Source organism: Brachybacterium sp. Marseille-Q7125 (assembly GCF_023062615.1).
In the GTDB taxonomy this organism is placed as follows: Bacteria; Actinomycetota; Actinomycetes; order Actinomycetales; family Dermabacteraceae; genus Brachybacterium.
In genome coordinates this window covers 33,707-58,166 of record NZ_JALLAL010000011.1, presented here as the reverse complement: position 1 = coordinate 58,166, position 24,460 = coordinate 33,707, and the positions used below count along the sequence as shown (strand labels likewise).

Genomic DNA, 24,460 nt, shown 5'->3' with positions numbered 1-24,460 from the left:
CGCCCCCGAGATTCATCGGGAGCGGGGCCGCTCCCTGTGCGCAGGCGTCAGCGCGGTACCGTGGGCGGGTGTCCTCCGCTCGTGACCTCCTCGCCGCGCTTCTGCTGCTGATCGCGCTCGTGCTCGGTGCCGCCTGGCTGCCCGCCGTGTGGCTGCAGCGCCACGTCATCGCGCAGGACGGGTTCCTCGCGATCACCCAGCCGCTGGCCGATGACCGTGCCGCCCAGCAGGAGATCTCCGATGCGGCGGTTGCGAGCGTCCTCGACGATGACCGCATCCCCGGGTGGATCTCCGAGCGCCTCACCCCGCTGCTGGAGGAGCAGGCCGCCAAGATCACCCAGACCGATGCCTACGGAACTGTGTGGGACCGCACCATGGTCAGCCTGCACGAGTCCCTGTTCGTGCCCGGTGCGGAGGAGCTGCAGGTAGACCTGCTGCCGCTGGTGGACCGCATGCTGAGCGGCGCCGAGGAGTTTCTGCCTGTTGAGCTGCCGCGGCCCGACTCCGCGTCGGTCACCGTCGCAACGATCCCGGACATCCCGCTGCTGACCCGGGCGGCGGCCCTCGCGCCCTATGCCCCGTGGCTGGGACTCGCCGCCGGGGCGCTCGTCCTGCTCGCCCTGCTGCTGGCCGCGCACCGCCGCGCCATACTGGGCCTGGCGGGCCTGGCGGGGATCCTCGCCGGCGGGGTGGTGTGTCTGCTGGCCGCCCGCATTCAGACGCTGGTCCCGGACCTGCTGGATCAGGCGGCGTTCCTCGGTCCGATCGTGCGGGCCTTCGAGGAGCATTTCGCCGCCGACCTCATGCCTCAGGGTGTCGTGATGCTCGGTGCCGGGGCCCTGGTAGCCGCCGTCGGGCTCGTGCTCGTGGGACTCTCCCGGCAGCCCTGAACCGCCGGCTCACCGGGCCGGGATCAGCGCGTGCGCAGCTGCGTCAGCACCATCGAAGCGGTGACCTCCAGCTGCCCGTGCTGCTCTACAGCGCCGAGCTGCTCGGGGCTGACATGGCGGGCGCTCGGCGTCATCGCCACCAGGTCCCGCGCCGCGGCAGGCGGCGCGGTGAAGCTCCAGCGCAGCGGCACGGTCTCGATCTGTTCGAACAGCGGATCCAGCGCCTCATGCAAACGCTCCTCCTTGCGCGGATCCGGCGCGACCATCGTCGGCACCGCCGCCCGCAGCTGCGCCAGATGATCCGGGGCCGGGCGCACCACCAGCAGGGTTCCCCGGTCCCCGAGCACCCGCGCGAACTCGGCAGGGTTGCGCGGCGCAAACACATCCAGCAGCAGATCCACGGACCCATCGGCCAAGGGGAAGGGCCGGAACACATCCCACGCGGCAGCGGCAGCGCGCTCATGTGCCCGGGCCGCGAAGCGCAGCGCCCGGGCGGAGGTGTCGGTCGTGAGCCCGAGCGCCCCCGGCACCGCATCGAGCACCCCGGCGAGATACCACCCGGTGCCGCCGCCCACATCCAGGACCCGTGACGGCGCGCAGGCCGCGGCGCGCTGTGCCAGCTTCTGGCGCAGCGGCTCATAGGCGCCGGTGGCGAGGAAACGGTCCCGGGCCCGCGCCATGTCATCGTCATCCCCGCTGCGGGCCGGCGTGCCGCCGAGCAGCGACACATACCCGGCCCGTGCCAGATCCGCGCTGTGCCCGCGGGGGCAGCGCAGGGTGCGGCCCTGGGCGTGCAGGCCGTCATCACACAGGGGGCAGCGCAGCACCGTCAGCCAGGCGGCGAGGGCAGAGGGGAATGTGGGGCGTCCGGATTCCCCCACGACAGCAGACGAGCCGGTCATCACCACAGCCTACGGGGGTGATGACCGGCTCGCGCCGATGGGGATGCGTCGGGGCTCCCCGGGATCGATGCCGGATCAGATGGCCAGCGCCACCCGTGCACCCTCCCAGATTGCCGAGACCGCGTTGCGGGTCTGCTTCGCATCACCGATGTGGTGGACCTCCGGCACGAGGGTCTGTGCACCCTCGAGCACCTGGCGGGTCTTCACGCCGGGGGCCAGCACGATCTTCGAGCAACCGTCGATGGTGATCTCCTCGCCGTCGCGCTCGACGACGGCGCCATCGGCAGCGGGAGGCGCGGACGTGGGGGCAGCGGTCACGGTCGACTCCTTCTGGCATGCTCACACCGGCGCCGTGGGCACTCGGGTGAAGTGATCGGGTGGGGAGACGATCAGCGTCATCAAGAGCCGCACTATCGGCCGACATCAGACTTCCTGGGGAGTGAGGTCCCGCCCTCAGCAAGGCAGTTCTGCTCTCGGGGCAGGGGCGGCCCGCCGCAGGACGCCCGCGGGGCGCAGTAGATTGGGGAGCGTGACTGATGACGCCCAGCATTTCGATATCGCCCTGGTGGGCTCCGGATCCGCGAACTCCCTGCCCGGCCCGGAGCTGGCCGGATCCTCGATCGTCCAGATCGACCGGGGGGTGGGGCCGCGCGGCGTGTTCGGCGGAACCTGCCTGAACCTCGGCTGCATCCCCACCAAGATGTTCGTGCACACCGCGAACCTCGCCCACACCCCGGCGATCTCCGGGCGCTTCGGTCTCAGCCAGCAGCTGCGGCACGTGGACTGGCCGGAGATCCGCGACCGGATCTTCGGGCGCATCGACCCCATCAGCGACGGCGGCGAACAGTACCGGCGCGACCACCCGGACAATGCGAACCTCACGCTGCTGCGCGGCACCGCGCGCTTCACCGGTCCGAAGACCCTCGAGGTCACCGCCGCCGCGGACACCGACGGCCCCCGGACCCGGCGCATCACGGCCGACACCATCGTGCTGGGCGCCGGGTCACGCCCCGAGCTGCCGCCCATCCCCGGTCTCGCCGAGGCCCAGCCCCACACCTCGGACACCATCATGCGGATCCCCGAGCTGCCGGCATCCCTGGCGATTCTCGGCTCTGGAGTAATCGCCGTGGAGATGGCGCACATTTTCGCCTCTCTCGGGGTGGAGGTCACGCTCATCGCCCGGCGCGACCGGGTGCTGCGCGGCGCGGATCCGGAGATCTCCGCCCGACTCACCGAGATCCTCGATGCCCGGCTGCACCTGGAGAAGAACCTGGACGTGGCAAGCGTGCAGCGCACGGCCGACGGGGTTGAGCTGCGCGGGCCGCGCGATGGCGGCGAAGCCGTGGTGCGTGCCCAGGAGCTGCTGGTTGCCGTGGGGCGCCGCCCGAACTCCGACCTGCTGGATGTGGCCGCTGCCGGAATCGACACCGCCGCGGACGGGCGCGTGCTCGTGGACCCCTATCAGCGGGTCCTCTCCGGCGGCGAGGTGCTCGAGGGTGTGTGGGCACTCGGCGACCTCTCGAGCCCCTTCCAGCTCAAGCACGTGGCGAACCATGAGCTGCGGGTCGTGCGCCACAACCTGCTGCACCCCGAGCAGCTGCGCCGCTCGGACACCATGCCGATCCCCAGCGGCGTGTTCACCTCCCCGCAGGTGGCGTGGGTGGGGCTCACTGCCGACCAGGCCCGCGAGCAGGGCCGCAGCATTCGGGTGGCGCGCCAGGACTACAGCGCGATCGCCTATGGATGGGCGATGGAGGACGAGACGGGCTTTGCGAGCATTGTCGTGGATGCCGAGACCACCGAGATCCTCGGCGCACACATCATCGGCCCCGAGGCGACGACGCTGATCCAGATCCTGATCCAGGCGATGAGCACCGGGCAGAGTGCGCGGGACATCGCCGAGACCCAGTACTGGATCCACCCGGCGATGCCGGAGCTCATTGAGAACGCGCTGCTGCAGGTGATCTGAGCCAGCAGGTGATCTGACGCTGCGCTCCGGGCGGGCAGGATCAGCCGAACTGGCTCTGATCGGCCCCCGGCAGGCAGCTCTTGAGCGGATCCTGCTCGACCTCCGGAGCCTCGGTCTTCTCCGAGGACCCCTGCCCATCGGAGCTCTCCTCCTTGGTGGGCTTCTCCTCCGCAGCGCCGTCCTCGCCGGTGTCCGAGCCCTCCTTACCGGTGTCGGAGTCCTCGGTGTCCTCCTCGGGCGGTGCCCCGGTCTCGGCGGGTTCGGTCGAGCCCGGCTCGGTCTCGCCCTTGACGGACTCCGGGCCGCGCTGCATCGAGTCCTCGATCGAGGCCTGCGTCCACTCCTTGAGGTAGTCCCAGTCGGCGTTGCCGCTGAAGGTGACGTCCTGGGTGATCGGGTAGGAGGTGAAGCCGCCTTCCTTGATCCGCAGCGCCAGCTCCACGAAGGCATCGAGGTTGTTCACCGGCAGGTCCGTGACGATGTTCGTCTCCGTGGCCTTCACCAGCTTCGGGATCGACAGGGCGATCGAGGTGGGATCCGCTTCCTCGGCGATGGCCCGCACGATCCGCTGCTGGCGGCACATGCGGTTGAAGTCATCAGAGCCCTCGCGAGAGCGGGCGTACCACAGGGCGTGGAAGCCATCGAGGGTCTGTGCGCCCGGTTCGATGTAGCCCTCCACCTGCGAGGCGCCACCGCCGATGGGGATGCGCCGCTCCACCACGAGGTCCACCCCGCCCAGGGCATCCACGAGGTCCTCGAAGCCCTGGAGGTTCACCATCGCGTAGTAGTCCATCTCCAGGCCCAGGGTCTCCTCGACGGCCCAGCGGGTGGCGGTCAGCCCCGGCTCCGGATCGCCCTCGAACAGGTCCGGGCGATCCTCCGCCCAGGACCACACGGCGTTGATGAGGTCCTGGTTGGGGCCGTAGTAGCGGAACCCGTCGGGGAACTCCTTGGCCGCGGGGGTGCCCTCGGGGAAGCGCACATGCTCGAGGTTGCGGGGAATGGAGAACAGCGCGGTCTTGCCGGTCTCGGTGTCGATCGAGGCCACCATGATGGCGTCCGGGCGGGTGCCGGTGCGATCCGCCCCGGCATCCTGGCCCAGCAGCATGATGTTCAGCCGCCCCACCCCAGCCCAGGGATCCTTGCCCTCCTGCAGGCGGTGATCCCGCGCGGTGTTGCCCCCGGTGAACACGGCCCTGGAGCCCATCAGGCCCTGCAGCGCCCACAGCGACTGCACACCGCGACCGAAGGGCACCGCGACCACCAGGACCATCACCGCCGCGAGGACGAGCGCGAGGTGCCGCTTGGCGCCCTCCAGGCGCTGCCGGGCGGAGTGCGCGAGATTCGCGGCGATGATCTGCAGCGCCCACACCACCCCGGCCACGGCCAGGACGATCATCGCGGCGATGAGGATCCCGCGGCGCGAGGCAAAGGTCGCTGCGGTGCGCAGTGGGTCGCCGAACAGCAGTAGGCCGCCGACTGCGAGACCGACCACGAGCAGGATCCCCAGCAGGACCGCACCCACGCGGCGCAGACGGGTGGTCAGCAGTCCGGTGCCTGGCACCAGGGAGGTCAGGATCGTCCAGCCGGCGACCTGGGGGAGAGAGCCGACGGGCCCGTGCTCGGTCCGCCGTGCGGCGACGGCCGCAGGCTCCGGGACAGGCGCCGTCTCCGGGTCAGGCTCCGCCTCCGGTGTGGGCTCAGGCTCAGATTCCGGCTCAGGTTCCGGTTCCGGCGCGGACGATGCGCTCCAGGCGTCGACCTCGGCGTCGTGCTCGTGATCCAGCCCTGTCTCGCCGTCGTTCTCAGGCGCGTCCTGCTCCATAGCCTCGGGCGGGAACTCAGGCAGCTGATCCAGCGGAAAGGCGGCCCGGCGTCCGCGCGGCCGCGCGGGCGGTGCAACCGTCTCAATCGGCTCAACCTGCTCGACCGGCTCAACCGGCTCAACCTGCTCGGCCGGCTCGTCAGCCACCTCGGCCTGCTGGGGCTCCACCTCTGCCTGCTGCGGCTCCACCTCGTCCTGCTGGGGGCCCACCACCCAGGTGCGGCGCTGCGACGCGTGGCCGAAGGCAGCATCGCGCCGCCGCCGCGCCTCCTGATCGGGAAGCGGCGTCGACTGGGCAGGTCGCTCGATCTTGCGATGGCGGCCCTTCTGTCGGCGTCGCCTCGGCATCGAGGACGAGTCCGTCATGCGCTGGGTCCGTTCGTCACGCCCGACATCCTAGGCGGAGCATCCGCGCAACCCTGGCATGCGCTGTGAGAGGCGTGTGGAGGTCCGGAAACGTCGCGCCCCACCCAGCGCCGGATCGCTGCCCGCACATGACTCCATGCGATGCTGGGCCCATGCGCATCATCCACGAGCCGATCACGGATCTCACCTACGACGATTGCTTCTTCCTGCCTCGCCGCAGCGCGGTCACCAGCCGCTTCGATGTGGACCTGGCCAGCGACGACGGCAGCGGCACGACGATCCCGCTGATCGCCGCGAACATGACCGCGGTCAGCGGCCGCCGCATGGCCGAGGTGATGGCTCGCCGCGGGGGCCTGGCGATCCTGCCGCAGGATCTCGCCCCCGAGCGCATCGCCTCGATCGTCCGCAGCGTCAAGAGCCGTGACTTGCTGGTGGACCATCCCCTGACCCTCACGGCCGACGGCACCCTCGGGCAGGCCGCGGACCTGCTGCCCAAGCGCCCCCACGGCATCGTCGTGATCGTCGATGAGCAGCGGCACGTGCTGGGCACCGTCTCCGCCGACGAGATCGCCGGGCAGGACTCCTTCACCCAGGTGGGGGAGGTTCTCAGCGACGACGTGCCGGTGCTGCACCCCGCGGACCTCGAGTCTGAGCCCGCGCAGCTGCACGCCCGCATCGCCGCCACCCACCGGGAGGCCGCCCTGGTGGTGGATGACGATCAGACGCTGCGCGGTGTCCTGACTGCCACCGGGGTGCTGCGCTCGACCATCTACCGCCCGGCCGTGGACAGCGAGGGTCGCCTGCGCATCGGCGTGGCCGTCGGTATCAACGCCGATGTCGCCGCCCGGGTGCGGGACCTCGTGGACATCGGCGCAGACGTCATCGTGCTGGACACCGCCCACGGCCACCAGGACCGCATGATCGAAGCCCTGCAGGCCGCCCGGACGGCGCTGGGCCCCCGCGAGGGCACCGCGGTGCGCCTGGCCGCCGGGAATATCGTCACCGCCGAGGGCACGCGCGAGCTCATCGAGGCCGGGGCCGACATCGTCAAGGTGGGCGTGGGCCCGGGCGCCATGTGCACCACCCGCATGATGACCGGGGTGGGCCGCCCCCAGTTCTCCGCGGTGCTCGAATGCGCCCAGCAGGCCCGCGAGCTCGGCGCCCATGTCTGGGCCGACGGCGGGGTGCGGCACCCGCGCGACGTCGCGCTCGCGCTCGCCGCCGGGGCTTCGAACGTCATGATCGGCTCGTGGCTGGCCGGCACCTACGAATCGCCGGGGCAGCTGCGCACCGATGAGTCCGGGCGCGCCTACAAGGAGTCCTTCGGCATGGCCTCCAAGCGGGCCGTCTCGCACCGCACCGCCCGGGAGGACGCCTTCGCGCGCGCCCGCAAGGGCCTGTTCGAGGAGGGCATCTCCACCTCCCGCATGTATCTCGATGCGGCCGGCGGCGGGGTCGAGGACCTGCTGGACCAGATCACCGCCGGGGTGCGATCTTCCTTCACCTACGCCGGGGCGGCGGACACCGCCGAGTTCCGCGAGCGCGCCGTCATCGGGCTGCAGGGCGCGGCCGGATACGCCGAGGGTCGGCCCCTGGCCAGCTCCTGGTCCTGAGCGGCGAGGCGCACCCCGGGTAGGCTGGTGCCATGACGACTCTCGTGATCGGTGGTGCCGGGTACATCGGGTCGCACGTGGTGCGGCTCCTGCTGGAGCAGGACCGGGAGGTGGTCGTGGTCGATGACCTCTCCACCGGCCTGCGTGAGCGCACCGCGGGAGCGGAGCTCATCGAACTCGATGTCACCCTCCCGGATGCCCGGGAGAAGCTCGCCTTCCACCTGCGCGCCTCGGGCGCGGACTCGGTCATCCACTTCGCCGCCCACAAGCAGGTGGGGGAGTCCGTCGAGAAGCCGGAGATGTACTGGCACGACAACGTGGGCGGGCTCGCCAACGTCCTCGCGGCCTGCGCCTCCGCCCAGGTGCGCGATGTCGTGTTCTCCTCCTCGGCCGCCGTGTACGGCGTGCCGGATGTGGACCTGGTGACCGAGGACCTCACACCGCAGCCCATCAATCCCTACGGCGCCACGAAGTACGTGGGGGAGTGGATGCTGGCCGATGCCGAGCGCGCCCACGGGATGCGTACCGTGGGGCTGCGCTACTTCAACGTGGCCGGGGCCGGCTGGCCCGAGCTCGCCGACACCGCGGTGATGAACCTGGTGCCGATCGTCCTGGACCGTCTCGCGCAGGGGAAGGCGCCGGTTGTGTTCGGCGATGACTACGACACGCCCGATGGCACCTGCATCCGCGATTACGTGCACGTGCTGGACCTCGCCGAAGCGCATCTGGCCGCCCTGGACTACCTGCGCGGCGAGGACCGCCCGCACCGGGTGTTCAATGTGGGCACCGGCACCGGGTCGAGCGTCCTCGAGGTGATCGAGGCGATCGCCCGCGCCAAGGGCATCGAGATCACCCCGGAGATGGGGCCGCGCCGCGCCGGGGACCCGGCCCGCCTGATCTGCTCGGCGGACCGCATCGCCCAGACCCTGGGCTGGTCGGCGCAGCACGGCCTGGACGAGATCGTGAGCTCCGCCGTCGCCGCACGCGCCGAGTCCTGAGCGGGGGCTCGGCCCCTCAGGTGAGGTAGCGGTAGATCGGGTCGCGCGGGTCGATCCGCTCGATCTCCATCCGCGAGGCCGCCATGCGGGCCATCAGCGGCTCGAGATCCTCCTTCGCGCTGATCTCGAGGCCCACCAGGGCCGGGCCCTCCTCGCGGTTGTTGCGCTTGATGTAGTCGAACAGCACGATGTCATCGGTGGGGCCCAGCACCCGGTCCAGGAAGCGGCGCAGCGCTCCCGGCTCCTGCGGGAACGTCACCAGGAAGTAGTGCTTGAGGCCCTCGTGGACCAGGGAACGCTCGACCACCTCGTTGTACCGCGAGACGTCATTGTTGCCGCCGGAGACTACGACCACCACATCCCCATCGGCCCCCGTGAGATCCCCGAGTGCGCCGGTGGCGACGGCGGAGGCCGCGAGCGCCCCCGCCGGCTCGGCGATGATGCCATCGACCTGGTACAGGGCCAGCATCTCGGTGCACACCGCCCCTTCGTCGACGGCCAGGAGATCCGGTTGCAGCGCCTGCGCCATCGCCAGCGGTGCGGCGCCGACGGTGCGCACCGCCGCACCGTCCACGAAACGGTCCATATCCGGTAACGCGACGGGGCGTCCCGCGCGCAGGGCCGCCGCCATCGACGGCGCCCCCGCGGGCTCGACACCCACGATCCGGGCCCCCGGCAGACGCTCACGCAGCCACGCCCCGCAGCCGCCCAGCAGCCCTCCGCCGCCCACCGGCAGCACCAGCGTGCCCACCTCGCGGCCGTGCTCGAGGTGCAGCTGCTCGGCGGCCTCGAGCGCGACCGTGCCCTGCCCGGCCATGATCCGCGGATGATCGAAGGGCGGGACCATCGTGGCGCCGCTGGTCTCCGCATCCCGGGCGGCGGCCTCCGCAGCATCGTCGAAGGTATCGCCCACCAGCACCAGCTCCACGAGGTCCCCGCCGATCGCGGTGATCCGCTCGCGCTTCTGCCGCGGCGTGGTGCTCGGCACGTAGATCCGGCCGGGAATGCCCAGGCTGCGGCAGGCCCGCGCGACGCCCTGGGCGTGATTGCCGGCGCTCGCCGCCACCACCCCGGCCTCCCGCGCGGCGGGCTCCAGGGAGCCGATGAACAGGTGGGCGCCGCGCAGCTTGTAGGACCGCACCGACTGCAGGTCCTCCCGCTTGAGCCACACCGGCACCCCGGCGATCTCGCTCAGCCGCGGGCACATCTCCAGCGGGGTGCGGCGCAGCACCGGGGCCAGCTGCTCAGCGGCAGCCTCCACATCCGCTGCCGACGTGGGCAGCGGGGTGCGGTCAGCGGACTGTTCGGTGGTGCTCATCAGGCCTCCTTCGCGGGCTGGGGCAGCGCCACCACGAGGGCGGTGGCGATTGCCGCGACGCCCTCCCCGCGGCCGGTCAGGCCCAGGGCGTCGGTGGTGGTGCCGGAGACGGAGACGGGGGCGCCGGCGGCTTCGCTCATCACCGCGACGGCCTCCTCACGGCGGGTCGCCAGGCGGGGCCGATTCCCCACCACCTGCACCGAGATATTCCCAATCCGATACCCGGCCTCCCGTACCCGACGGGCGGCCTCGCGCAGCATCGTCGCCCCGGCCGCACCGGCCCACTGCGGGTCAGCGACCCCGAAATGGGACCCCAGGTCCCCGATGCCAGCCGCCGCGAACAGCGCATCGCAGGCCGCGTGGCAGGCCACATCGGCGTCCGAGTGACCCACGAGCCCGCGCTCGCCGGGCCAGAGCAGCCCGGCCACCCACAGCTCGCGGTCCGCTCCCTCCGGGGCCACAGCGTGCACATCCACGCCGGTGCCCACGCGCGGCAGCGGCATCGGCGCAGTATCGATCGTGCGATCGGTGTTCATCGGGCGTCCTTCCCTCCCGCGGTGCCGGTGATGCGGGCCAGCAGCGTGTCGATGTCCGTGAACGTCTGGGCCGGGTTGGTCTGCAGCAGCAGCGGCATCGCGGAGACCACCGGGATGCCCAGCGCCGGTGGCAGATCCACGGTCGAGACCACGAGATCGGCCTGGAAGTCGGGGGAGAGCAGGTCCATCACGGTGGCCTGCGTGACGTGGGCGCGATGCCCGGAGGCTGCGATGTGATCGCGGACCTGACCGGCGATCAGCGCGGAGGTGGCGATCCCGGCGCCGCACACGACGGCGATGGTGAGCATGCGATCTCCTGACAGACAGCGACAGCGGGCACGGGCGGCAGTCGTCGATTCTGTCACGAGGCGCTGTGCGGTTCCATCATGATCACTGCGGACGTCTACGATGCCGGGGTGAGCCAGATCCGCCGACACCGCCGCCCCCGCCTGCACGGACGGGCCGCTGCCGTGGTGCTCGCCGGGGGCTCTGGCACCCGCGTCGGCGCGGGGATCAACAAGGCCTTCCTGCAGCTGTCCGGCCGTTCCATCGCCGCCTGGGGGCTGAACACCCTGGCCACCGTGCAGGGCGTGGGCCTGCTGGTGTTCGTGGTGCGGCCCGAGGACCTCGAACACGCCCGCTTCGTGGCCACCCGAGAGACCGAGTGCCCGCTGGAGATCATCCCCGGCGGTTCCACCCGCCAGGAGTCGGAGCTGCTGGCGCTGCGGCATCTGGCCGACCGCATCGACTCCGGAGCGGTGGACACCGTGCTGATCCATGACGCCGCCCGTCCGCTGGTCTCTCATGGCCTGGCCTCCGCGGTGCTGCATGCCGCCCGGGAGTCCGGCGGGGCCGTCCCCGGCATCCCCGCCGAGGACCTCGTCGGCATCGCCCCGGGGGAGCGCCTGGCCCCCGGCGTCGGGAACGAGACGATGGTGCGGGTGCAGACCCCGCAGGGTTTTCGGGCCAGCCCGATCCTGGATGCCTATGAGGCGGCGGCCCGGGACGGCTTCGTGGGCACCGACACCGCCTCCTGCGCCGAGCAATACACGGATATCCCCGTGACCTGGGTGCGCGGCGAGGAGACGAACTTCAAGATCACCTACGCGCAGGACCTCCTGCTCGCCCAGGATGTGGTGGCCGCGCTAGGTTTGAGGTCCCGCTGAGGAGGAGCCGATGAGCGTCGAGGAGAGCTACCTGCGTTGCACCGCCTGCAATGAGGAGGCAGAGCACGCGGTGGTGTACGCCGGTCGGTTCGTCACCGAGATCCAGTGCACCGGCTGCGGCGCCGTGACGCGCCTGGACGTCTCGGAGGACTACCTGCCGGACCTGCGCCAGCGCATCAGCTCCAAGCCGCGCCGCCTGCTGCGGCGCTTGCGCCGGGATCCGGGGGAGCTGGCCAGTTCGCTGCCGCGCAGTCTGCTGTCCAAGCCGCGGCGCATGCTCGGCGAGTTCCGCGCCGTGGCTCGCAGCCGCCGCCGCTGAGACCCGCCCCCGCTGAGCCCGTCAGCTGCGGGCCAGGCCGTGGCGATGCGAGGTGTCCCGGGCCAGCCCCAGGGAGATCTGCGCCTGCCACAGGCTGAGCCGATCCACGATCGCGGCGCCCGCATGGGAGCCGGGCACCGCACGCACCTGCGCCCCGTGCGCGAGAGCCAGCTGGATTTCGTCAGTCCCGTCCGCAGGGGCGGCAAGAACCTGCTCGAGCAGCTCGCGCCGCAGCAGCCGGGGGCTCTGCAGCGTGGCCAGGGACTCGCGGTCCACATTGTGCAGCCCGTCGGACCGCACCGCCTTCACCGAGTCCGTCACGGCCGTGACCGGCACCACCGCATCCACGTCAGCGGTGAGCGCCCCCAGCACCTGCTCGATCACGCTGCGGGGGGTGAGCGCCCGCTCCGCATCATGGATCAGCAGCAGCGGGGCGTCCGTGGCGGCGAGACCCTCACGCAGGGCGGCGCATCGATCGCCCTCGACCCCGCGCACCTGCACCGCCGACGGCAGGGCCTGCCGCAGCGCTGCCAGCGCGGGGGCCGGGGCGAGCACGATGGGTGCGCCGAGGCCCAGCTGCTCGAGGGTGTGCAGCAGGCGGTCGATCAGTCGGCTGCCGCCCAGCAGGGTCAGACAGGGTGCCTCCCGGCCGTGCGCGACTCCCGCCGCCGCCGGGGCCAGGGCCGGGATCAGCGGACGCACCGTCGCCGGGTCGAAGGTCAGTGCCATGGGGTGGGGGAGGCCAGCCAGCTCAGGAGGCGAGGACCTCGTCGAGGATGCCCTCGGCGGCGGTCTCATCGGTCTTCTGAGCCAGGGCGAGCTCGGAGACGAGGATCTGCCGGGCCTTGGCCAACATGCGCTTCTCCCCGGCGGACAGGCCGCGATCCTGATCGCGGCGCCACAGGTCCCGCACCACCTCGGCAACCTTCTTCACATCGCCGGAGGCGAGCTTCTCCACATTCGCCTTGTAGCGGCGAGACCAGTTGGTGGGCTCCTCGATGTACGGCTGGCGCAGCACGTCGAAGACCTCCTCGAGGCCCTCGGAGTCCACCACGTCCCGCACCCCCACCATGTCGACGTTGTCGGCGGGAACCTCGATCGTCAGATCACCCTGAGCGACTTTGAGCTTCAGGTAGGTGCGCTCTTCGCCCTTGATGATGCGGGTGGTGACCTCTTCGATCAGCGCGGCACCGTGATGCGGGTAAACGACGGTCTCGCCGACGGCATAGTTCATGTGGGGGTCCCCTTTCCGCAGGCCAGTCTAGCGCGGCCGCTCCTGGCCCGTGCGGTACTCTGTGGACGCTGTCCCGTCCTCTCCCGCCGCCTGCGCGGCACCGAACAGGAGTCCTCTGTGCGTCCCTCCCGCCGTCTCGTGCTCTCCGCCGCTGCTGTGGGCCTGGCCCTGGCCGCCAGCGGTTGCTCGGTCATGTCCCCGACGCAGACCCATGAGTTCTACCAGGCCGGCGACGGCATGAACGCCACCATCGAGGTGGATGGCGCGATGCACTCCGGGATCCGCAATGCCGCGGTCTTCATCGGCGAGGACGGCTCCGCGCATCTGACCGGCACCGCCGTGAACTACAGCGAGGAGCCGGTCACTCTTGAGCTGACCGGCATGACCGCGGAGGGCACCACGGTGTTCTCCACCTCGGTGTCCCTGGAGCCGCAGGGCGTGCAGGAGTTCGGTGCGGGCCAGGGCCAGCAGCTCGTGGAGGCGAATGTGGGCGATGTCGTGCCCGGGGCGGTGCTGCAGCTGGAGGTCGCCGCGGAAGGGCAGAGCGAGACCAGCTCTCTGCCCACGATCACCGGGGACGTGACGTACTACCAAGACGCTGAGGGTTCGGCCGCCTCCGACGGCGGGGCCTGAGCCCCGCCCCGGTTCAGGAGCCGGATTCGAACTTGTAGCCCAGGCCCCGCACCGTCACCAGGTGCACGGGGTTCTTCGGGTCATCCTCGATCTTCGCGCGCAGCCGCTTGACGTGCACATCCAGCGTCTTGGTGTCGCCGACATAGTTCGCGCCCCACACCCGGTCGATGAGCTGGCCGCGGGTCAGCACCCGATCCACATTGCGCAGCAGCATCTCCAGCAGCTCGAACTCCTTGAGCGGCAGCGCCACATCCTGCCCATGGACCTGGACCACGTGGCGCTCCACATCCATCATGATGTGCCCGGCGGTCAGGGGCGCATCCTCCTGCGCCTCCGCGGAGTCCTGGCCGCGCCGCAGCACCGCCTTGATGCGGGCCAGCAGCTCGCGGGAGGAGTACGGCTTGGTCACGTAGTCATCGGCGCCCAGCTCCAGGCCCAGCACCTTGTCGAACTCGTCGTCCTTGGCGGTCAGCATGATCACCGGGACGGTGGAGGTCCGCCGGATCTCCCGGCACACCTCGGTGCCGCTCATCCCGGGCAGCATGAGGTCCAGCAGCACGAGGTCGGCGCCGTGCGCGGAGAAGATGCGCAGCCCGTCGGTGCCGTTGTCGGCCACCGCCACCTCGTAGCCCTCCTTACGGAGGGTGTAGGACAGCGGGTCGGAGAACGACTCCTCGTCCTCGACGATCAGGATCCGCGTCATCTCATCTGCCCCTTTCGGCACGGTGTTCCATAGCCACGGTACGTCAGGCGTCCGCGGCCGAGCTCGAGGCGGCCGGGGCGGACTCGCCCGCCGGGCGGCCGCCCACGGTGATGGTCTCGGTGCGGCCCATCTCCGGCAGCCGCAGCGTGAAGGTGGAGCCCTGGCCGCGCATCGACCAGGCGGTGACCTCGCCGCCGTGGTCGGTCGCGATGTGCTTGACGATCGCCAGACCCAGTCCTGAGCCGCCGGTGCTGCGTGAGCGCGCCCGGTCCACGCGGAAGAAGCGCTCGAACACCCGCTCCAGGTTCTCCTTGGAGATGCCGATGCCCTGGTCCTTCACGGAGATCTCGACCATGCCGCCGTCGCGGCGCACCGACACACCCACGCGGGTGTCCGCATCGGAGTAGGAGATTGCGTTGGAGATCAGGTTCGACAGCGCCGTGGTGAGCATCGCGACCGAGCCGTACACCCGCAGCCCCGGGGTGCCGCCCACGGCGATCTCGATCTGTGAGCCGAGCGCGAAGTTGCGGTTCAGCGCGACGGCCTCCTCGACCACCTCGTCGATCTCCACCGGCGTCGCATCGGGCAGGGCGGAGCCGCCCTGCACCCGCGACAGCTCGATGATCTCCTGCACCAGGTGGGACAGGCGCCGGGTCTCGGTCTGCATGCGCTCCGCGAAGCGGCGCACGGCATCGGGGTCCTCGGCGGCGTCCTCCATTGTCTCGGCCAGCAGGGTGATCGCGCCGACGGGGGTCTTCAGCTCATGGGAGACATTGGCGACGAAGTCGCGGCGGGTCTCCTCGACGCGGACCGCCCGCGTGAGGTCATCGGCCAGCAGCAGTGCGCCGCGCTCACCCAGGGCGCCCACCCGCACGTCGATGACCGCGTCGGTGTCCTGCCCGGTCGAGCGGCGCAGCGTCAGGCGCTCATCGCGGTAGCCGCCGTTGCGGCCCACATCGGCGGCCAGCTCCATCAGTTCGCGGCTGGCGAGCCGCGGGTAATCACCCTCGGCAGCGCGGACGATGCCGTAGGAATAGGCCAGCGGCGAGGCGCGCAGGACGTCACCGCTGGAGTCCAGCACGACGTATGCGGACGAGAGGATCGCCAGCACCTCCGCGGCGGCCTCCGGCACGCGCTGCTCCGCGGGGGCGGGGGCCTCCTCGTCGTGCCGACGGTCCGAACGGGCGAGCGTGAGCGTCGCCGCGACGCCGATCACCAGACCGATTGCCGCGGCGAGCAGGAGCAGAGCAGACAGGGGCACTGATCCAGCCTAGATCCCCGCATCGCCTCCCGGGCGCCACGCCCGGCCCGGTGACGCGATGTCCTGAAGCGTTCATGCCAGCTACGCTTCGTGTTCACCAGCCGTCGACCTCCGTTCATTCCGAGTTGCGAGCATCGGCGCTGACGTTCGTACACAGTCAAGGAGCATCACTATGCGCGAGGCGTACCAGAGCGACCTGCGGCACATCGTCGACGACCTGATCGACATGGCCGGGCTGGTCGACACCGCCATCCAGGACGCGTCCACCGCCCTGCTCGAGGGGGACCTCGCCCTCGCCGAGCGGGTCATCACGGCCGATCCCCACATCGACTCCCGTCAGGTCGAGCTCGATGCGAAGGCCGTCGAACTGCTGGCCCGGCAGTCGCCCGTGGCCACCGATCTGCGGTTGCTCGTCGCGACGCTGCGCATGAGCTCATCGCTCGAGCGCATGGGTGATCTGGCCGCGCACGTCGCCCTGACCGCCCGCCGCGCCAACCCCGAGCTGGCCGTGCCCGAGCGGCACCGCGAGCAGATCGTGCGCATGAGCGAGCTGGCCCGGGCCGCCCTCAAGGATGCCTGCGAGGTCATCGCCGAGCGGGACCTCGCGCTGGCCGCGCAGGTCGAGAAGCGTGACGACGAGATGGACGAGCTGATGCTCGAGATCTCCCGTCAGATCGCGCGCGGCGGCCAGGACGAGTACACCAACGCCCAGATCATCGACATGACGCTGCTGATCCGCTTCTACGAGCGCATCGGCGACCACGCGGTCTCCCTGGTGCGCCGTGTGGGCTTCCTGGTCACCGGCGACGCCCCGGACACCCTCCACCCGGGCGTGGACGTCCCGGAGTTCTGAGACTCAGCCGCGGTTGGAGCGGGGCCGACGGCTCATGGCCCGCTCCAACCCGGTCTTGGTGCCGCGCTGCGCGGCCACGCGCAGCCCCTGCAGCACGAGGCCGGAGATCGTCGTCCACAGCACGATCTTCCACACCGGGGTCTCATCCTCCGGGTTGCGCACCGCGGAGATCTCCGCCTTCGAGGCCCCTTCCTTCTTGAGCTCCTTGCGGCGCTGCGCAGCGGCCTTCTCCGCGGCCTTCTGCTTCTTCGGGGTGGGGGCCTCCTCCCCGAACACGGCGCCCCACCCGGCGGAGGCCGCCTGGGAGCCCAGGCGTGCGGCGATGAACCCGGCTATGGGAACAGCGATGGTCACGATCGGATTGGCCACGGGGTCCTCCCAGGGGTGAGCGAAGCGGCGTCGGCCCTCAGTAGCGGCCGGCGTTCTGAGCGTAATAGGTTCCCATCGAATCCGTGCGCAGAGCCTCCCGCAGCACGGCCATCTCCTCCTCATCGGTGGCCACCACGCTCGCTCCGCCGCTGGTGGTGGTCGGTTCCCCGTGGGGGACCGAGAGGTAGTAGATGTCTCCGCCGCGGATGGAGCGCAGCGACAGCCCCAGCTGCACCATCTCGGTGGAGCTCAGCCCCGCATCCGTGGTGAGGAACGGGGAGATGGACTCGACCGTGTCCGCGAGCTTGCCGGGGTCGGTGAGAGTGTCGCGGCTGATGAGCTTGTCCGCGATGCCCTTGAGCAGGGCCTGCTGATTGCGGTTGCGCTGGAAGTCGCCGTCGGCGAACTGCTTACGCTGGCGCACGAACACCAGCGCCTGCTCGCCGTTCATCTGCTGCATTCCCTTGGTGAAGGTGTGGCCGTCCGCGGTGAAGTTCGTGGGCACCTGCACCTCGACCCCGCCGAGGGTGTCCACGAGTCCCTGGATGCCGTCGAAGTCCACCAGGGCCACATGGTCGATCGGCACGCCCACGTAGTTCTCCACCGTGGTCACCGCGAGGCTCACCCCGCCGAAGGCGAGGGCGGCATTGATGCGGTCCTTCCCGTGCCCGGGGATGTCCACGTACAGGTCACGGGGGAAGGACATGACATACACCGCGTCCTTGTCCTCGCTGACGTGCACGAGCATCATCACGTCCGAGCGCTGTCCGTACACCCCGGAGGCGGCGGCCGCCTCGGGGGAGCGCTTGTCCGAGCCCAGCAGTAGGAAGTTCTGGCCGCTGCCCTCGACGGGGGCGGGGGCCTCGCCATCGGAGGGGCCGCGGGTGATCTCCACGACGGTGCGCTTCTCATAGGAGTTCTGCAGGCCGCGCAGGTAGTTGCCCACCACCAGGCCGACGCCGAGGACCAGCACGGCCACCAGGCCCAGCGCGATCAGGGCGGCGCGGCGGCCGCCGCGCCGGTCGCGCTGCGGATCCTCGTCCGCGTCCCACTCCGCGGGCAGCTCCAGATCATCGTTCCCGGTCATGCCGACCCCTCTCCGGCGGTGCCGTCGTCGGTCCCGGGCTCTGCCACCCGGGTGTACGCAAGATCCCAGATGAGGCGCCCGGCCCGTCGGCCCTTGGCCTCAAAACCTGTCTTCACCCGACCTGCGAAACGCGGTGCCCAGCCGGTCATCGCCATGGTCTCGGGCACGGCATCGGTGGAGTCCCCGTCGGGTCGCGGGCCCTGCGGGAACAGCAGCTCCAGCTCGGGGCGTGCATCGAGCTGGATGCGCATGTGGTGAGCGTACTGCGCCCAGTCGGTCGCGAGGCGGAAGGCGGCGCCCTCCCGCAGCAGCGGCAGCACCGCATCCAGGAACGGCGGGTTGATCAGCCGCCGCTTGTGGTGGCGCTGTTTGGGCCACGGATCGGCGAAATACACCCACAGCTCATCGATCGACGCCGATGGCAGCATCTGCGGCAGGGCCCGCTGCGCATCCAGCGGCAGCATCCGCAGGTTCTGCGGCAGGTCAGCGCCGTCCTGCCCGGCCGCCTCCTGTAGCCGCACCAGGGTCTGGGCGAGGCCGGGCGCGTACACCTCGACCCCCAGGAAGTCACGCTCCGGGTGGGCGAGAGCAGCGGCGACGAGGTTCTCCCCCTGGCCGGAGCCGACCTCCACCACGAGCGGTGCCGTCCGCCCGAACAGGGCGGGCACATCCAGCGTCTCCCCGGCGGCGGGCAGCGTATCGCGGTGGGCGCGCGGCGGATCCAGCACGTACTGCTCGGCCAGCGCGTCCCACGCCTCCTGCTGCTCAGTGCTCAGCCGTTCGCCGCGCCGCACGAAGCTGACCACGTCCCGGTGGGGCCGGAGGCCCTTCGAGGTCTGATGCAGCTGCACGGTCAGCCGTCCCGCTGCAGGGTGTCGCCCTCAATGCGGACCGCCACCTCGGGCAGGTGCCGCGTGGCCGGGCCCACGAGCACTTCGCCGGTCGTGGCGTCGAAGCGGGAGCCGTGGCAGGGGCAGTCCAGCTGATCCTCGACCTCGCGCAGGGCGCAGCCGTTGTGGGTGCAGTAGCCGGAGTAGGCGGTGACGTCCTCGCCCTCGCCGCGGACCACGAGCACGAAGGGCTGCTGGCCACCGAAGTTCACGAGCGTGCTGGTGTTCTCGGGGATGTCCGCGAGCGGCACCGCACCGTCCTCGGCGCGCACGGGCGCATTGGTCCCGAAGCCCTGATCCTCGGGGGCGCAGGCCGCGAGGGCTCCGACGCCGGCCGCCGCGGTGGCGGGGACGAGGAGGGCATGACGACGAGACAGGCAGGGACGTTCCATGACCACAGGATAGTCGGCGGATGCTGGACAGCATCGGGCCCTGCGCCGGACGTCAGGGGGTTCACACGGTGGGCTCACACATCGGGCGCCTCGACCTCGCGCGGGTCCCACGAGCGCAGGGACCGGGCGCGCCAGCCCCGGGCGGTCACCGCATCGAGGGCCTCCCGCCGCCGGGCCGGGGAGAGCCGGTCCAGGTAGAGCATGCCCTCGAGGTGGTCGACCTCGTGCTGCAGGGCGCGGGCGAGCACCCCGCCCTCGTCCTCCACGACGATCTCCTGGCCGTCGAGGTCGATGCCCCTCACACGCGCGCCGCGATACCGGGCGGTGGGGAAACCCTCCCCGGGCACGGACAGGCAGCCCTCGAGGGTCTCCTCATCCAGCACCAGGCCGCCGAAGCGCTCCAGCACCGGGTTGATCACGACGCCGCGGCGCATCTGCCCCTGCCCGTCGGTGCAGGAGTAGACGAACAGCCGCCAGCGGGAGCCGACCTGCGGGGCGGCGAGCCCGGCCCCGTTGGCGGCCGCACTGGTCTCGACCATGTCGGCCACCAGTTCGCGGATCTCATCGGTGATCTCGCGGACCTTGCGGGTGCGCTGGGACAGGGCGCGATGGCCGACGATCGTGATCGGGCGGACGGTCATGCGGAGGGGTCTCCTTCTTCGGGCGTGCTGGTCACGGGATGACTCTTGGGCGGGTTCACCGCCAGGGGATGGGCGGCGTCGACGATCCAGGGGCTGCGCTCGCGTCTCAGCGGTCGGCCCTCGCGCACGGCGTCGGCGACGGTGCGGCCCAGCTCTGCCGCCTGATCCGCATCCGAGGCCAGGAAGTCCAGGGTATGCCGTGCATGCGGCTGCAGCTCGATGTGATGCCAGGCCGGGATGCCGGACGCGATCTGGCGGGCGCGCAGGAACTCGGCGTCCAGCGCCGCGCCGGAGACCACCACGATGTTCGCCACCCACATCAGCAGCAGGATCGCGATCAGGCCGTTCAGGACGGTCAGCACTTCGGCGAAGCGAGTGGCGTATTCCATCAGCCGCCCGGCCAGCAGCGCGGTACCGAACAGCACGAGCACGCTGAGCACCGAGCCCAGGGTCATCACCCGGTAGCGGGGCAGGCGCACATTGGGGAACAGGTAGTACGCGCCGGAGACCCCGATGATCAGGATGATCAGCAGGATCGGCCATTTCACGAGGTTCCAGGCCTCGAAGGCGATGGTGGGGATGCCGATCAGCTCACCGATGCGCTGCGACGCCCCGCCACCGACGATCAGCATGCCAATGCTGAGCAGCACGACCGCGACGATCAGCACCGTCTCCCCGAACACAATGGTGCGGAACCACAGGAAGGGGCGTCCTTCTCGGGTGTCGTAGACGCGGTGCAGCGCTCGATGGAAGGCCGCTACGCCGTTGGAGGCCGAGAGCAGGGAGCCGATGGTGCCCAGCGCCAGCCCCCACAGGCCGCCGCCGGCCGAGGACACCGCCTGGATGGCTACGAGGTACGGGCGCGGATCGAAGGTCGGGAAGATCTCCCCGGTGATCTCCGAGATCGCGGTGAGGGTCTCGTGCTCCACCCCGATCAGGCTCATCAGCGACACCACCGCGACGGCGCCGGGGAACAGCGAGAGCACGAGGTAGAAGGTCATCGTCCCGGCCACGTCCCACACCTGGATGTCCAGCAGTCGCATGCGCACCCGGTTCAGCACGTGCAGCACGCTCAGGCGCGGCCGCGGGATCTCGACCTCGCGGGCCATCAGCTGTTCTCGATGATCTCGTCCGGGTCGCTGAGGACGGGGTACTCCCACGGGTCCTCGGGGTCGCTCGGCACGAAGGACGTCATGATCGAGCCGTCGGCCCGGGCGTCGCCGAGCCCCACGGGATGGGTCAGCACCTCATCGGACAGCAGCGGTCCCTGGTCCTCGAGCGGCACCGTGACCCCGTCGGCCGTGATGGTGACCTCCTGCCCACGCACCGTGACCGCGAGCGGCTCCCCGGTCTCGAGGGTGAAGCTGATCTCCTCGCGCACCAGACGCACCCGGAACCGGGAGCCACGCACCGTCAGCGGGAAGCGCAGCTCCGGCCAGTCGGCCGGCAGGCGCGGGTCGAAGGAGATGCGGCCCTCGTCCTGCCGCATCCCGCCGAAACCATGCACGAGCGCGTTCCACACCCCGCCGGCGGAGGCGATGTGCACGCCATCGGCCGCGTTGTGGTGCAGGTCCCCGAGGTCCACGAACAGTCCGGCCCGGAAATAGTCCAGCGCCGCCTTCTGGTGCCCCACCTCGGCGGCCATGATGCATTGCACCACCGCCGAGAGGGAGGAATCACCCGTGGTGATCGGGTCGTAGTACTCGAAGTTGCGGCGCTTCTCCTCGGCCGTGAACTCGCTGCCGCGCAGGAACAGGGCCAGCACCACATCGGCCTGCTTGATCACCTGGAAGCGGTAGATCACCAGCGGGTGGAAGTTCAGCAGCAGCGGGAAGGCCTCCTCGGGGGTGGAGGACAGGTCCCACACCTCCCGCTCCAGGAACCGGTCCTCCTGCAGGTGGATGCCCAGCGTCTCGTCCTTGGCGATGAACATCCCGTCGGCGCATTCGTTCCACTGCTCCACTTCGAGCTCATCGAGCTCGAGCTCCACCCGCAGGGCCTCGTAGGCCGTCGGATCCGCCTCCTGCAGCTCGCGCACCGCCCGGCAGGCGCGGCGCAGGTTGTAGCGCGCCATGACATTGGTGAACATGTTGTTGTTCACCACGGTGGTGTACTCATCCGGGCCGGTCACGCCGTTGATGTGGAAGCTCGCGGAGCCATCGGCCATGTGCCGCCAGAACCCGAGGTCCGCCCACAGTCGGGCGGTCTCCACGAGCACCCGCACCCCGTCGCGATGCTGGAAATCCTGATCCCCGGTGACGTCCACGTACTGCGCGAAGGCGTAGGCGACGTCCGCATCGATGTGGTACTGCGCGGTGCCGGCGGCGTAGTAGGCGCTGGCCTCATCCCCGTTGATGGTCCGCCACGGGAACAGGGCTCCGCGCTGGTTCAGCTCGCGGGCGCGCTCACGCGCCTTGGGCAGCAGGTTGGTGCGGAAGCGCAGGGCGTTACGGGCCCAGCGCGGCTGGGTGAACGTCAGGAACGGGACGACGTACACCTCGCTGTCCCAGAAGTAGTGGCCCTCGTAGCCGGAGCCCGTCACGCCCTTGGCGGGGATGCCCCACTGGTCGGAGCGGGCCGCGGCCTGCGCCAGCTGGAACAGGCACCAGCGGGTGGCCTGCTGGGCGGCATCCTGGCCCGGCAGCTGGACATCTGAGCTCGTCCAGAAGTCCGCGAGGTACTCGCGCTGCTGGTCGTAATGGGTGGAAAAGCCCTCCTCGCGCACCCGGTCCAGAGTGCGCCGGCAGCGGTCGAACAGCTCGCGATGCGGCACGGAGCGGGAGGAGTGGTAGGTCACTGCCTTGCGGACGGTGAGGGTCTGCCCCTGCTCGAGGTGCCCGCGCACCACCTGCCGGCCCAGGTCCGGCATGGTGTCGATGAGGTATTCCATCTCGGCCTCGCACTCCACCTCGTGGTCGGCGCCCACGGCGAGAGTCATGCCGGACTGCGCCACCCGGTAGCCCAGCAGCATCCGGCGCTCGCTGTGCCAGTCCTGCAGCGGCTCGAGCACGCGGTGCGTGAAGTCGGTGGTGCGCCGCGGATCGTCCTTATCGGTGATGGGGGAGGACCCGCCGCCGCCCTTGCCGAAGTCATCGGCCACATCCTGCCGATTGATGATCTGCGAGGAGACCGCCACCGGGGCGGCCCCGTCAAGCATCGTGACCTGCAGTTCCATGAGGGCGAGGTGGCGCTGGGTGAAGGAGACCATGCGCGAGGAGGACACCTGCACGCGCTTGCCGGCCGGAGTGCGCCAGATCAGCTCGCGGCGCAGCACTCCTTCGCGGAAGTCGATCCAGCGCTCGTAGCTCTCAAGATCCGCGATGGTCAGCAGCAGCGGCTCATCATCCACGTAGAGCTTGAGCACCGAGGAATCGGGGACGGAGATCATCGTCTGCCCGGTCTTGGCGAAGCCGAAGGCGCTCTCGGCATGGTGGATCGACCAGGTTTCATGGAAGCCGTTGAGGAAGGTGCCGTACTGGGCGACATCTCGCCCTTCCTCGGGGGTGGCGCGCATCCCCAGGTAGCCGTTCGCGGTGGCGAACAGCGTCTCCATGACGCCCGGGTCACCGCCGGGGCGGGATTCCACCAGACGCCAGGGATCCACCGGCAGCCGCGTGCGGTCCACCGGGTCCGCGGGCACATTGCGCAGACGGGTCATGCCAGCTCCTCCAGATCGGAGACCACCAGGGTCGCGCCAGCGCGCGCGAGGACGTCATGCCCCGCCCCGCGGTCCACCCCGATCACCGCGCCGAAACGCCCGGCCGCCCCGGCCTGCACCCCCGAGACCGCATCCTCGTACACCACGCACTGCTCATGCGGGACGCCGAGCAGGTCCGCGGCGTGCTCGAAGGTGTCCGGGGCGGGCTTGCCCGGCAGACCCTCGGCCCGCGCCACATTGCCGTCCACGATGTGCTCGAAGCGCTCGCGCAGCCCGGCGCTGGTGAGCACCTCCTCCGCATTGCGGGAGGAGGAGACGATCGCCAGGCGCGCCTGCGACCCCAGCGCATCGAGGTAGGCGACGGTGCCGGGGTAGGGCGCGACGCCCTCGGTGCGGATCAGGGTGAGCACCATGTCGTTCTTGCGGTTGCCGAGCCCGCGGACGGTCTCCTTACCGGCGGCCTGGTCGGCGGTGTCGGCGTCCTCCCCCTCGGGCAGCTCGAGGCCGCGTGAGGTGAGGAAGGAGCGCACCCCGTCGTACCGCGGCTTGCCATCCACGTACGCGAAGTAGTCCTCATCGGTGTACGGCTCGGTGATCCCGCGCGAGTCCAAAAATCCCTGGAACATGCGCGCCCACGCCCGCATGTGCACCTCGGCGGTCGGCGTGATCACGCCGTCCAGATCGAACAGATGGCCCGTGAAAGCGTCCCGGCTGAAGCTCTGTGCGTCACTCACACCGGTCATGCTACGGGTCCGTCCTGGTGGGCGCGGCGCACCGCGGATCCTGCGCGTCGGCCGACGCTATGGCAGGTCGGCGCGCAGTGGGCTACTCTGCCTG

General features: G+C 70.6%; 26 protein-coding genes. 8 read left to right on the top strand and 18 right to left on the bottom strand.

Annotated elements, in window-relative coordinates:
- Positions 1 to 68 precede the first annotated feature (68 nt).
- Positions 69 to 890 (top strand): hypothetical protein, encoded by an 822-nt coding sequence (locus MU407_RS04695; RefSeq protein ID WP_246955726.1) that lies wholly within the window; start codon positions 69 to 71, stop codon positions 888 to 890.
- A 23-nt stretch (positions 891 to 913) separates the two neighbouring features.
- On the opposite strand, the gene MU407_RS04690 is transcribed toward MU407_RS04695, so the two are convergent.
- Both MU407_RS04690 and MU407_RS04685 read right to left on the bottom strand, forming a co-directional pair.
- Positions 914 to 1,792, bottom strand: a complete 879-nt coding sequence (locus tag MU407_RS04690) for a putative RNA methyltransferase (protein WP_102236046.1) — start codon at positions 1,790 to 1,792, stop codon at positions 914 to 916.
- Positions 1,793 to 1,867: 75 nt separating this feature from the next.
- A complete protein-coding gene (locus tag MU407_RS04685; RefSeq protein WP_246955724.1) occupies positions 1,868 to 2,110 on the bottom strand; it encodes a hypothetical protein in 243 nt (80 codons plus the stop codon).
- Between the two features lie 211 nt (positions 2,111 to 2,321).
- Between MU407_RS04685 and MU407_RS04680 the strand changes: the two genes are divergently transcribed.
- Entirely contained in the window at positions 2,322 to 3,761 is a 1,440-nt protein-coding gene (locus MU407_RS04680) for a mycothione reductase (protein WP_246955722.1), read from the top strand.
- Between the two features lie 40 nt (positions 3,762 to 3,801).
- Here the strand turns inward: MU407_RS04680 and MU407_RS04675 are convergent, their stop codons facing one another.
- Positions 3,802 to 5,952: an LCP family protein gene (locus tag MU407_RS04675; protein ID WP_246955720.1), complete on the bottom strand. Its 2,151-nt coding sequence runs from the start codon at positions 5,950 to 5,952 to the stop codon at positions 3,802 to 3,804.
- A gap of 152 nt (positions 5,953 to 6,104) precedes the next feature.
- Here MU407_RS04675 and MU407_RS04670 point away from each other — a divergent pair, with 152 nt between their 5' ends.
- Together MU407_RS04670 and galE are read left to right on the top strand one after the other, a co-directional pair.
- Positions 6,105 to 7,565, top strand: coding sequence for a GuaB1 family IMP dehydrogenase-related protein (locus MU407_RS04670; protein ID WP_102236042.1), 1,461 nt, complete (start codon positions 6,105 to 6,107; stop codon positions 7,563 to 7,565).
- Positions 7,566 to 7,597: 32 nt separating this feature from the next.
- Positions 7,598 to 8,563, top strand: coding sequence for a UDP-glucose 4-epimerase GalE (gene galE, locus MU407_RS04665; protein ID WP_102236041.1), 966 nt, complete (start codon positions 7,598 to 7,600; stop codon positions 8,561 to 8,563).
- 16 nt (positions 8,564 to 8,579) lie between these two features.
- On the opposite strand, the gene ilvA is transcribed toward galE, so the two are convergent.
- The 3 genes from ilvA to MU407_RS04650 are packed head-to-tail and all read right to left on the bottom strand — an operon-like array spanning position 8,580 to position 10,725.
- Positions 8,580 to 9,881, bottom strand: a complete 1,302-nt coding sequence (gene ilvA, locus MU407_RS04660) for a threonine ammonia-lyase IlvA (RefSeq protein ID WP_102236040.1) — start codon at positions 9,879 to 9,881, stop codon at positions 8,580 to 8,582.
- A complete protein-coding gene (gene ispF / locus MU407_RS04655) occupies positions 9,881 to 10,417 on the bottom strand; it encodes a 2-C-methyl-D-erythritol 2,4-cyclodiphosphate synthase (RefSeq protein ID WP_246955718.1) in 537 nt (178 codons plus the stop codon). Before ispF ends, ilvA begins: the two co-directional genes overlap by 1 nt.
- Positions 10,414 to 10,725: a PTS lactose transporter subunit IIB gene (locus MU407_RS04650; protein WP_102236038.1), complete on the bottom strand. Its 312-nt coding sequence runs from the start codon at positions 10,723 to 10,725 to the stop codon at positions 10,414 to 10,416. Before MU407_RS04650 ends, ispF begins: the two co-directional genes overlap by 4 nt.
- Before the next feature lie 78 nt (positions 10,726 to 10,803).
- Between MU407_RS04650 and MU407_RS04645 the strand changes: the two genes are divergently transcribed.
- Together MU407_RS04645 and MU407_RS04640 are read left to right on the top strand one after the other, a co-directional pair.
- On the top strand, positions 10,804 to 11,583 hold the full coding sequence (locus MU407_RS04645) for an IspD/TarI family cytidylyltransferase (protein ID WP_233190713.1): 780 nt from the start codon (positions 10,804 to 10,806) through the stop codon (positions 11,581 to 11,583).
- A 10-nt stretch (positions 11,584 to 11,593) separates the two neighbouring features.
- Complete coding sequence (locus tag MU407_RS04640; protein WP_102236037.1) at positions 11,594 to 11,902, top strand: hypothetical protein; 309 nt, start codon at positions 11,594 to 11,596, stop codon at positions 11,900 to 11,902.
- A 21-nt stretch (positions 11,903 to 11,923) separates the two neighbouring features.
- Here MU407_RS04640 and MU407_RS04635 read toward each other — a convergent pair whose 3' ends face one another.
- The gene (locus tag MU407_RS04635; RefSeq protein ID WP_246955716.1) at positions 11,924 to 12,631 is read right to left on the bottom strand and encodes a 2-C-methyl-D-erythritol 4-phosphate cytidylyltransferase; all 708 of its coding nucleotides are present in this window, start codon (positions 12,629 to 12,631) and stop codon (positions 11,924 to 11,926) included.
- Between the two features lie 22 nt (positions 12,632 to 12,653).
- Entirely contained in the window at positions 12,654 to 13,136 is a 483-nt protein-coding gene (locus MU407_RS04630) for a CarD family transcriptional regulator (RefSeq protein ID WP_102236035.1), read from the bottom strand.
- 117 nt (positions 13,137 to 13,253) lie between these two features.
- Here MU407_RS04630 and MU407_RS04625 point away from each other — a divergent pair, with 117 nt between their 5' ends.
- The gene (locus tag MU407_RS04625) at positions 13,254 to 13,769 is read left to right on the top strand and encodes a hypothetical protein (RefSeq protein WP_102236034.1); all 516 of its coding nucleotides are present in this window, start codon (positions 13,254 to 13,256) and stop codon (positions 13,767 to 13,769) included.
- A gap of 13 nt (positions 13,770 to 13,782) precedes the next feature.
- Here the strand turns inward: MU407_RS04625 and MU407_RS04620 are convergent, their stop codons facing one another.
- Both MU407_RS04620 and MU407_RS04615 read right to left on the bottom strand, forming a co-directional pair.
- Entirely contained in the window at positions 13,783 to 14,472 is a 690-nt protein-coding gene (locus tag MU407_RS04620; RefSeq protein ID WP_102236033.1) for a response regulator transcription factor, read from the bottom strand.
- 43 nt (positions 14,473 to 14,515) lie between these two features.
- Positions 14,516 to 15,733 (bottom strand): ATP-binding protein, encoded by a 1,218-nt coding sequence (locus MU407_RS04615; protein ID WP_246955714.1) that lies wholly within the window; start codon positions 15,731 to 15,733, stop codon positions 14,516 to 14,518.
- 172 nt (positions 15,734 to 15,905) lie between these two features.
- On the opposite strand from MU407_RS04615, the gene phoU reads away from it, so the two are divergent.
- Positions 15,906 to 16,586 carry a phosphate signaling complex protein PhoU gene (gene phoU, locus MU407_RS04610; protein WP_102236031.1) on the top strand — a complete coding sequence of 227 codons (681 nt, stop codon included), beginning with the start codon at positions 15,906 to 15,908 and terminating at the stop codon, positions 16,584 to 16,586.
- 3 nt (positions 16,587 to 16,589) lie between these two features.
- Here phoU and MU407_RS04605 read toward each other — a convergent pair whose 3' ends face one another.
- The 8 genes from MU407_RS04605 to MU407_RS04570 form a co-directional block, all read right to left on the bottom strand.
- The gene (locus tag MU407_RS04605) at positions 16,590 to 16,955 is read right to left on the bottom strand and encodes a DUF4235 domain-containing protein (protein ID WP_246955711.1); all 366 of its coding nucleotides are present in this window, start codon (positions 16,953 to 16,955) and stop codon (positions 16,590 to 16,592) included.
- A gap of 37 nt (positions 16,956 to 16,992) precedes the next feature.
- A complete protein-coding gene (locus MU407_RS04600) occupies positions 16,993 to 18,042 on the bottom strand; it encodes an LCP family protein (protein WP_246955709.1) in 1,050 nt (349 codons plus the stop codon).
- Positions 18,039 to 18,893, bottom strand: a complete 855-nt coding sequence (trmB, locus tag MU407_RS04595) for a tRNA (guanosine(46)-N7)-methyltransferase TrmB (protein WP_246955707.1) — start codon at positions 18,891 to 18,893, stop codon at positions 18,039 to 18,041. The genes MU407_RS04600 and trmB overlap by 4 nt, the downstream gene beginning before the upstream one ends.
- Before the next feature lie 2 nt (positions 18,894 to 18,895).
- Positions 18,896 to 19,324, bottom strand: a complete 429-nt coding sequence (locus tag MU407_RS04590; RefSeq protein WP_102236027.1) for a Rieske (2Fe-2S) protein — start codon at positions 19,322 to 19,324, stop codon at positions 18,896 to 18,898.
- A 74-nt stretch (positions 19,325 to 19,398) separates the two neighbouring features.
- Entirely contained in the window at positions 19,399 to 19,965 is a 567-nt protein-coding gene (gene def, locus MU407_RS04585) for a peptide deformylase (protein WP_246955706.1), read from the bottom strand.
- Positions 19,962 to 21,074 (bottom strand): YihY/virulence factor BrkB family protein, encoded by a 1,113-nt coding sequence (locus tag MU407_RS04580; protein WP_246955704.1) that lies wholly within the window; start codon positions 21,072 to 21,074, stop codon positions 19,962 to 19,964. The genes def and MU407_RS04580 overlap by 4 nt, the downstream gene beginning before the upstream one ends.
- Positions 21,074 to 23,623: a glycosyl hydrolase family 65 protein gene (locus MU407_RS04575; protein WP_246955702.1), complete on the bottom strand. Its 2,550-nt coding sequence runs from the start codon at positions 23,621 to 23,623 to the stop codon at positions 21,074 to 21,076. The genes MU407_RS04580 and MU407_RS04575 overlap by 1 nt, the downstream gene beginning before the upstream one ends.
- Positions 23,620 to 24,366, bottom strand: coding sequence for an HAD-IA family hydrolase (locus tag MU407_RS04570; protein ID WP_246955700.1), 747 nt, complete (start codon positions 24,364 to 24,366; stop codon positions 23,620 to 23,622). Before MU407_RS04570 ends, MU407_RS04575 begins: the two co-directional genes overlap by 4 nt.
- Positions 24,367 to 24,460: the final 94 nt, after the last annotated feature.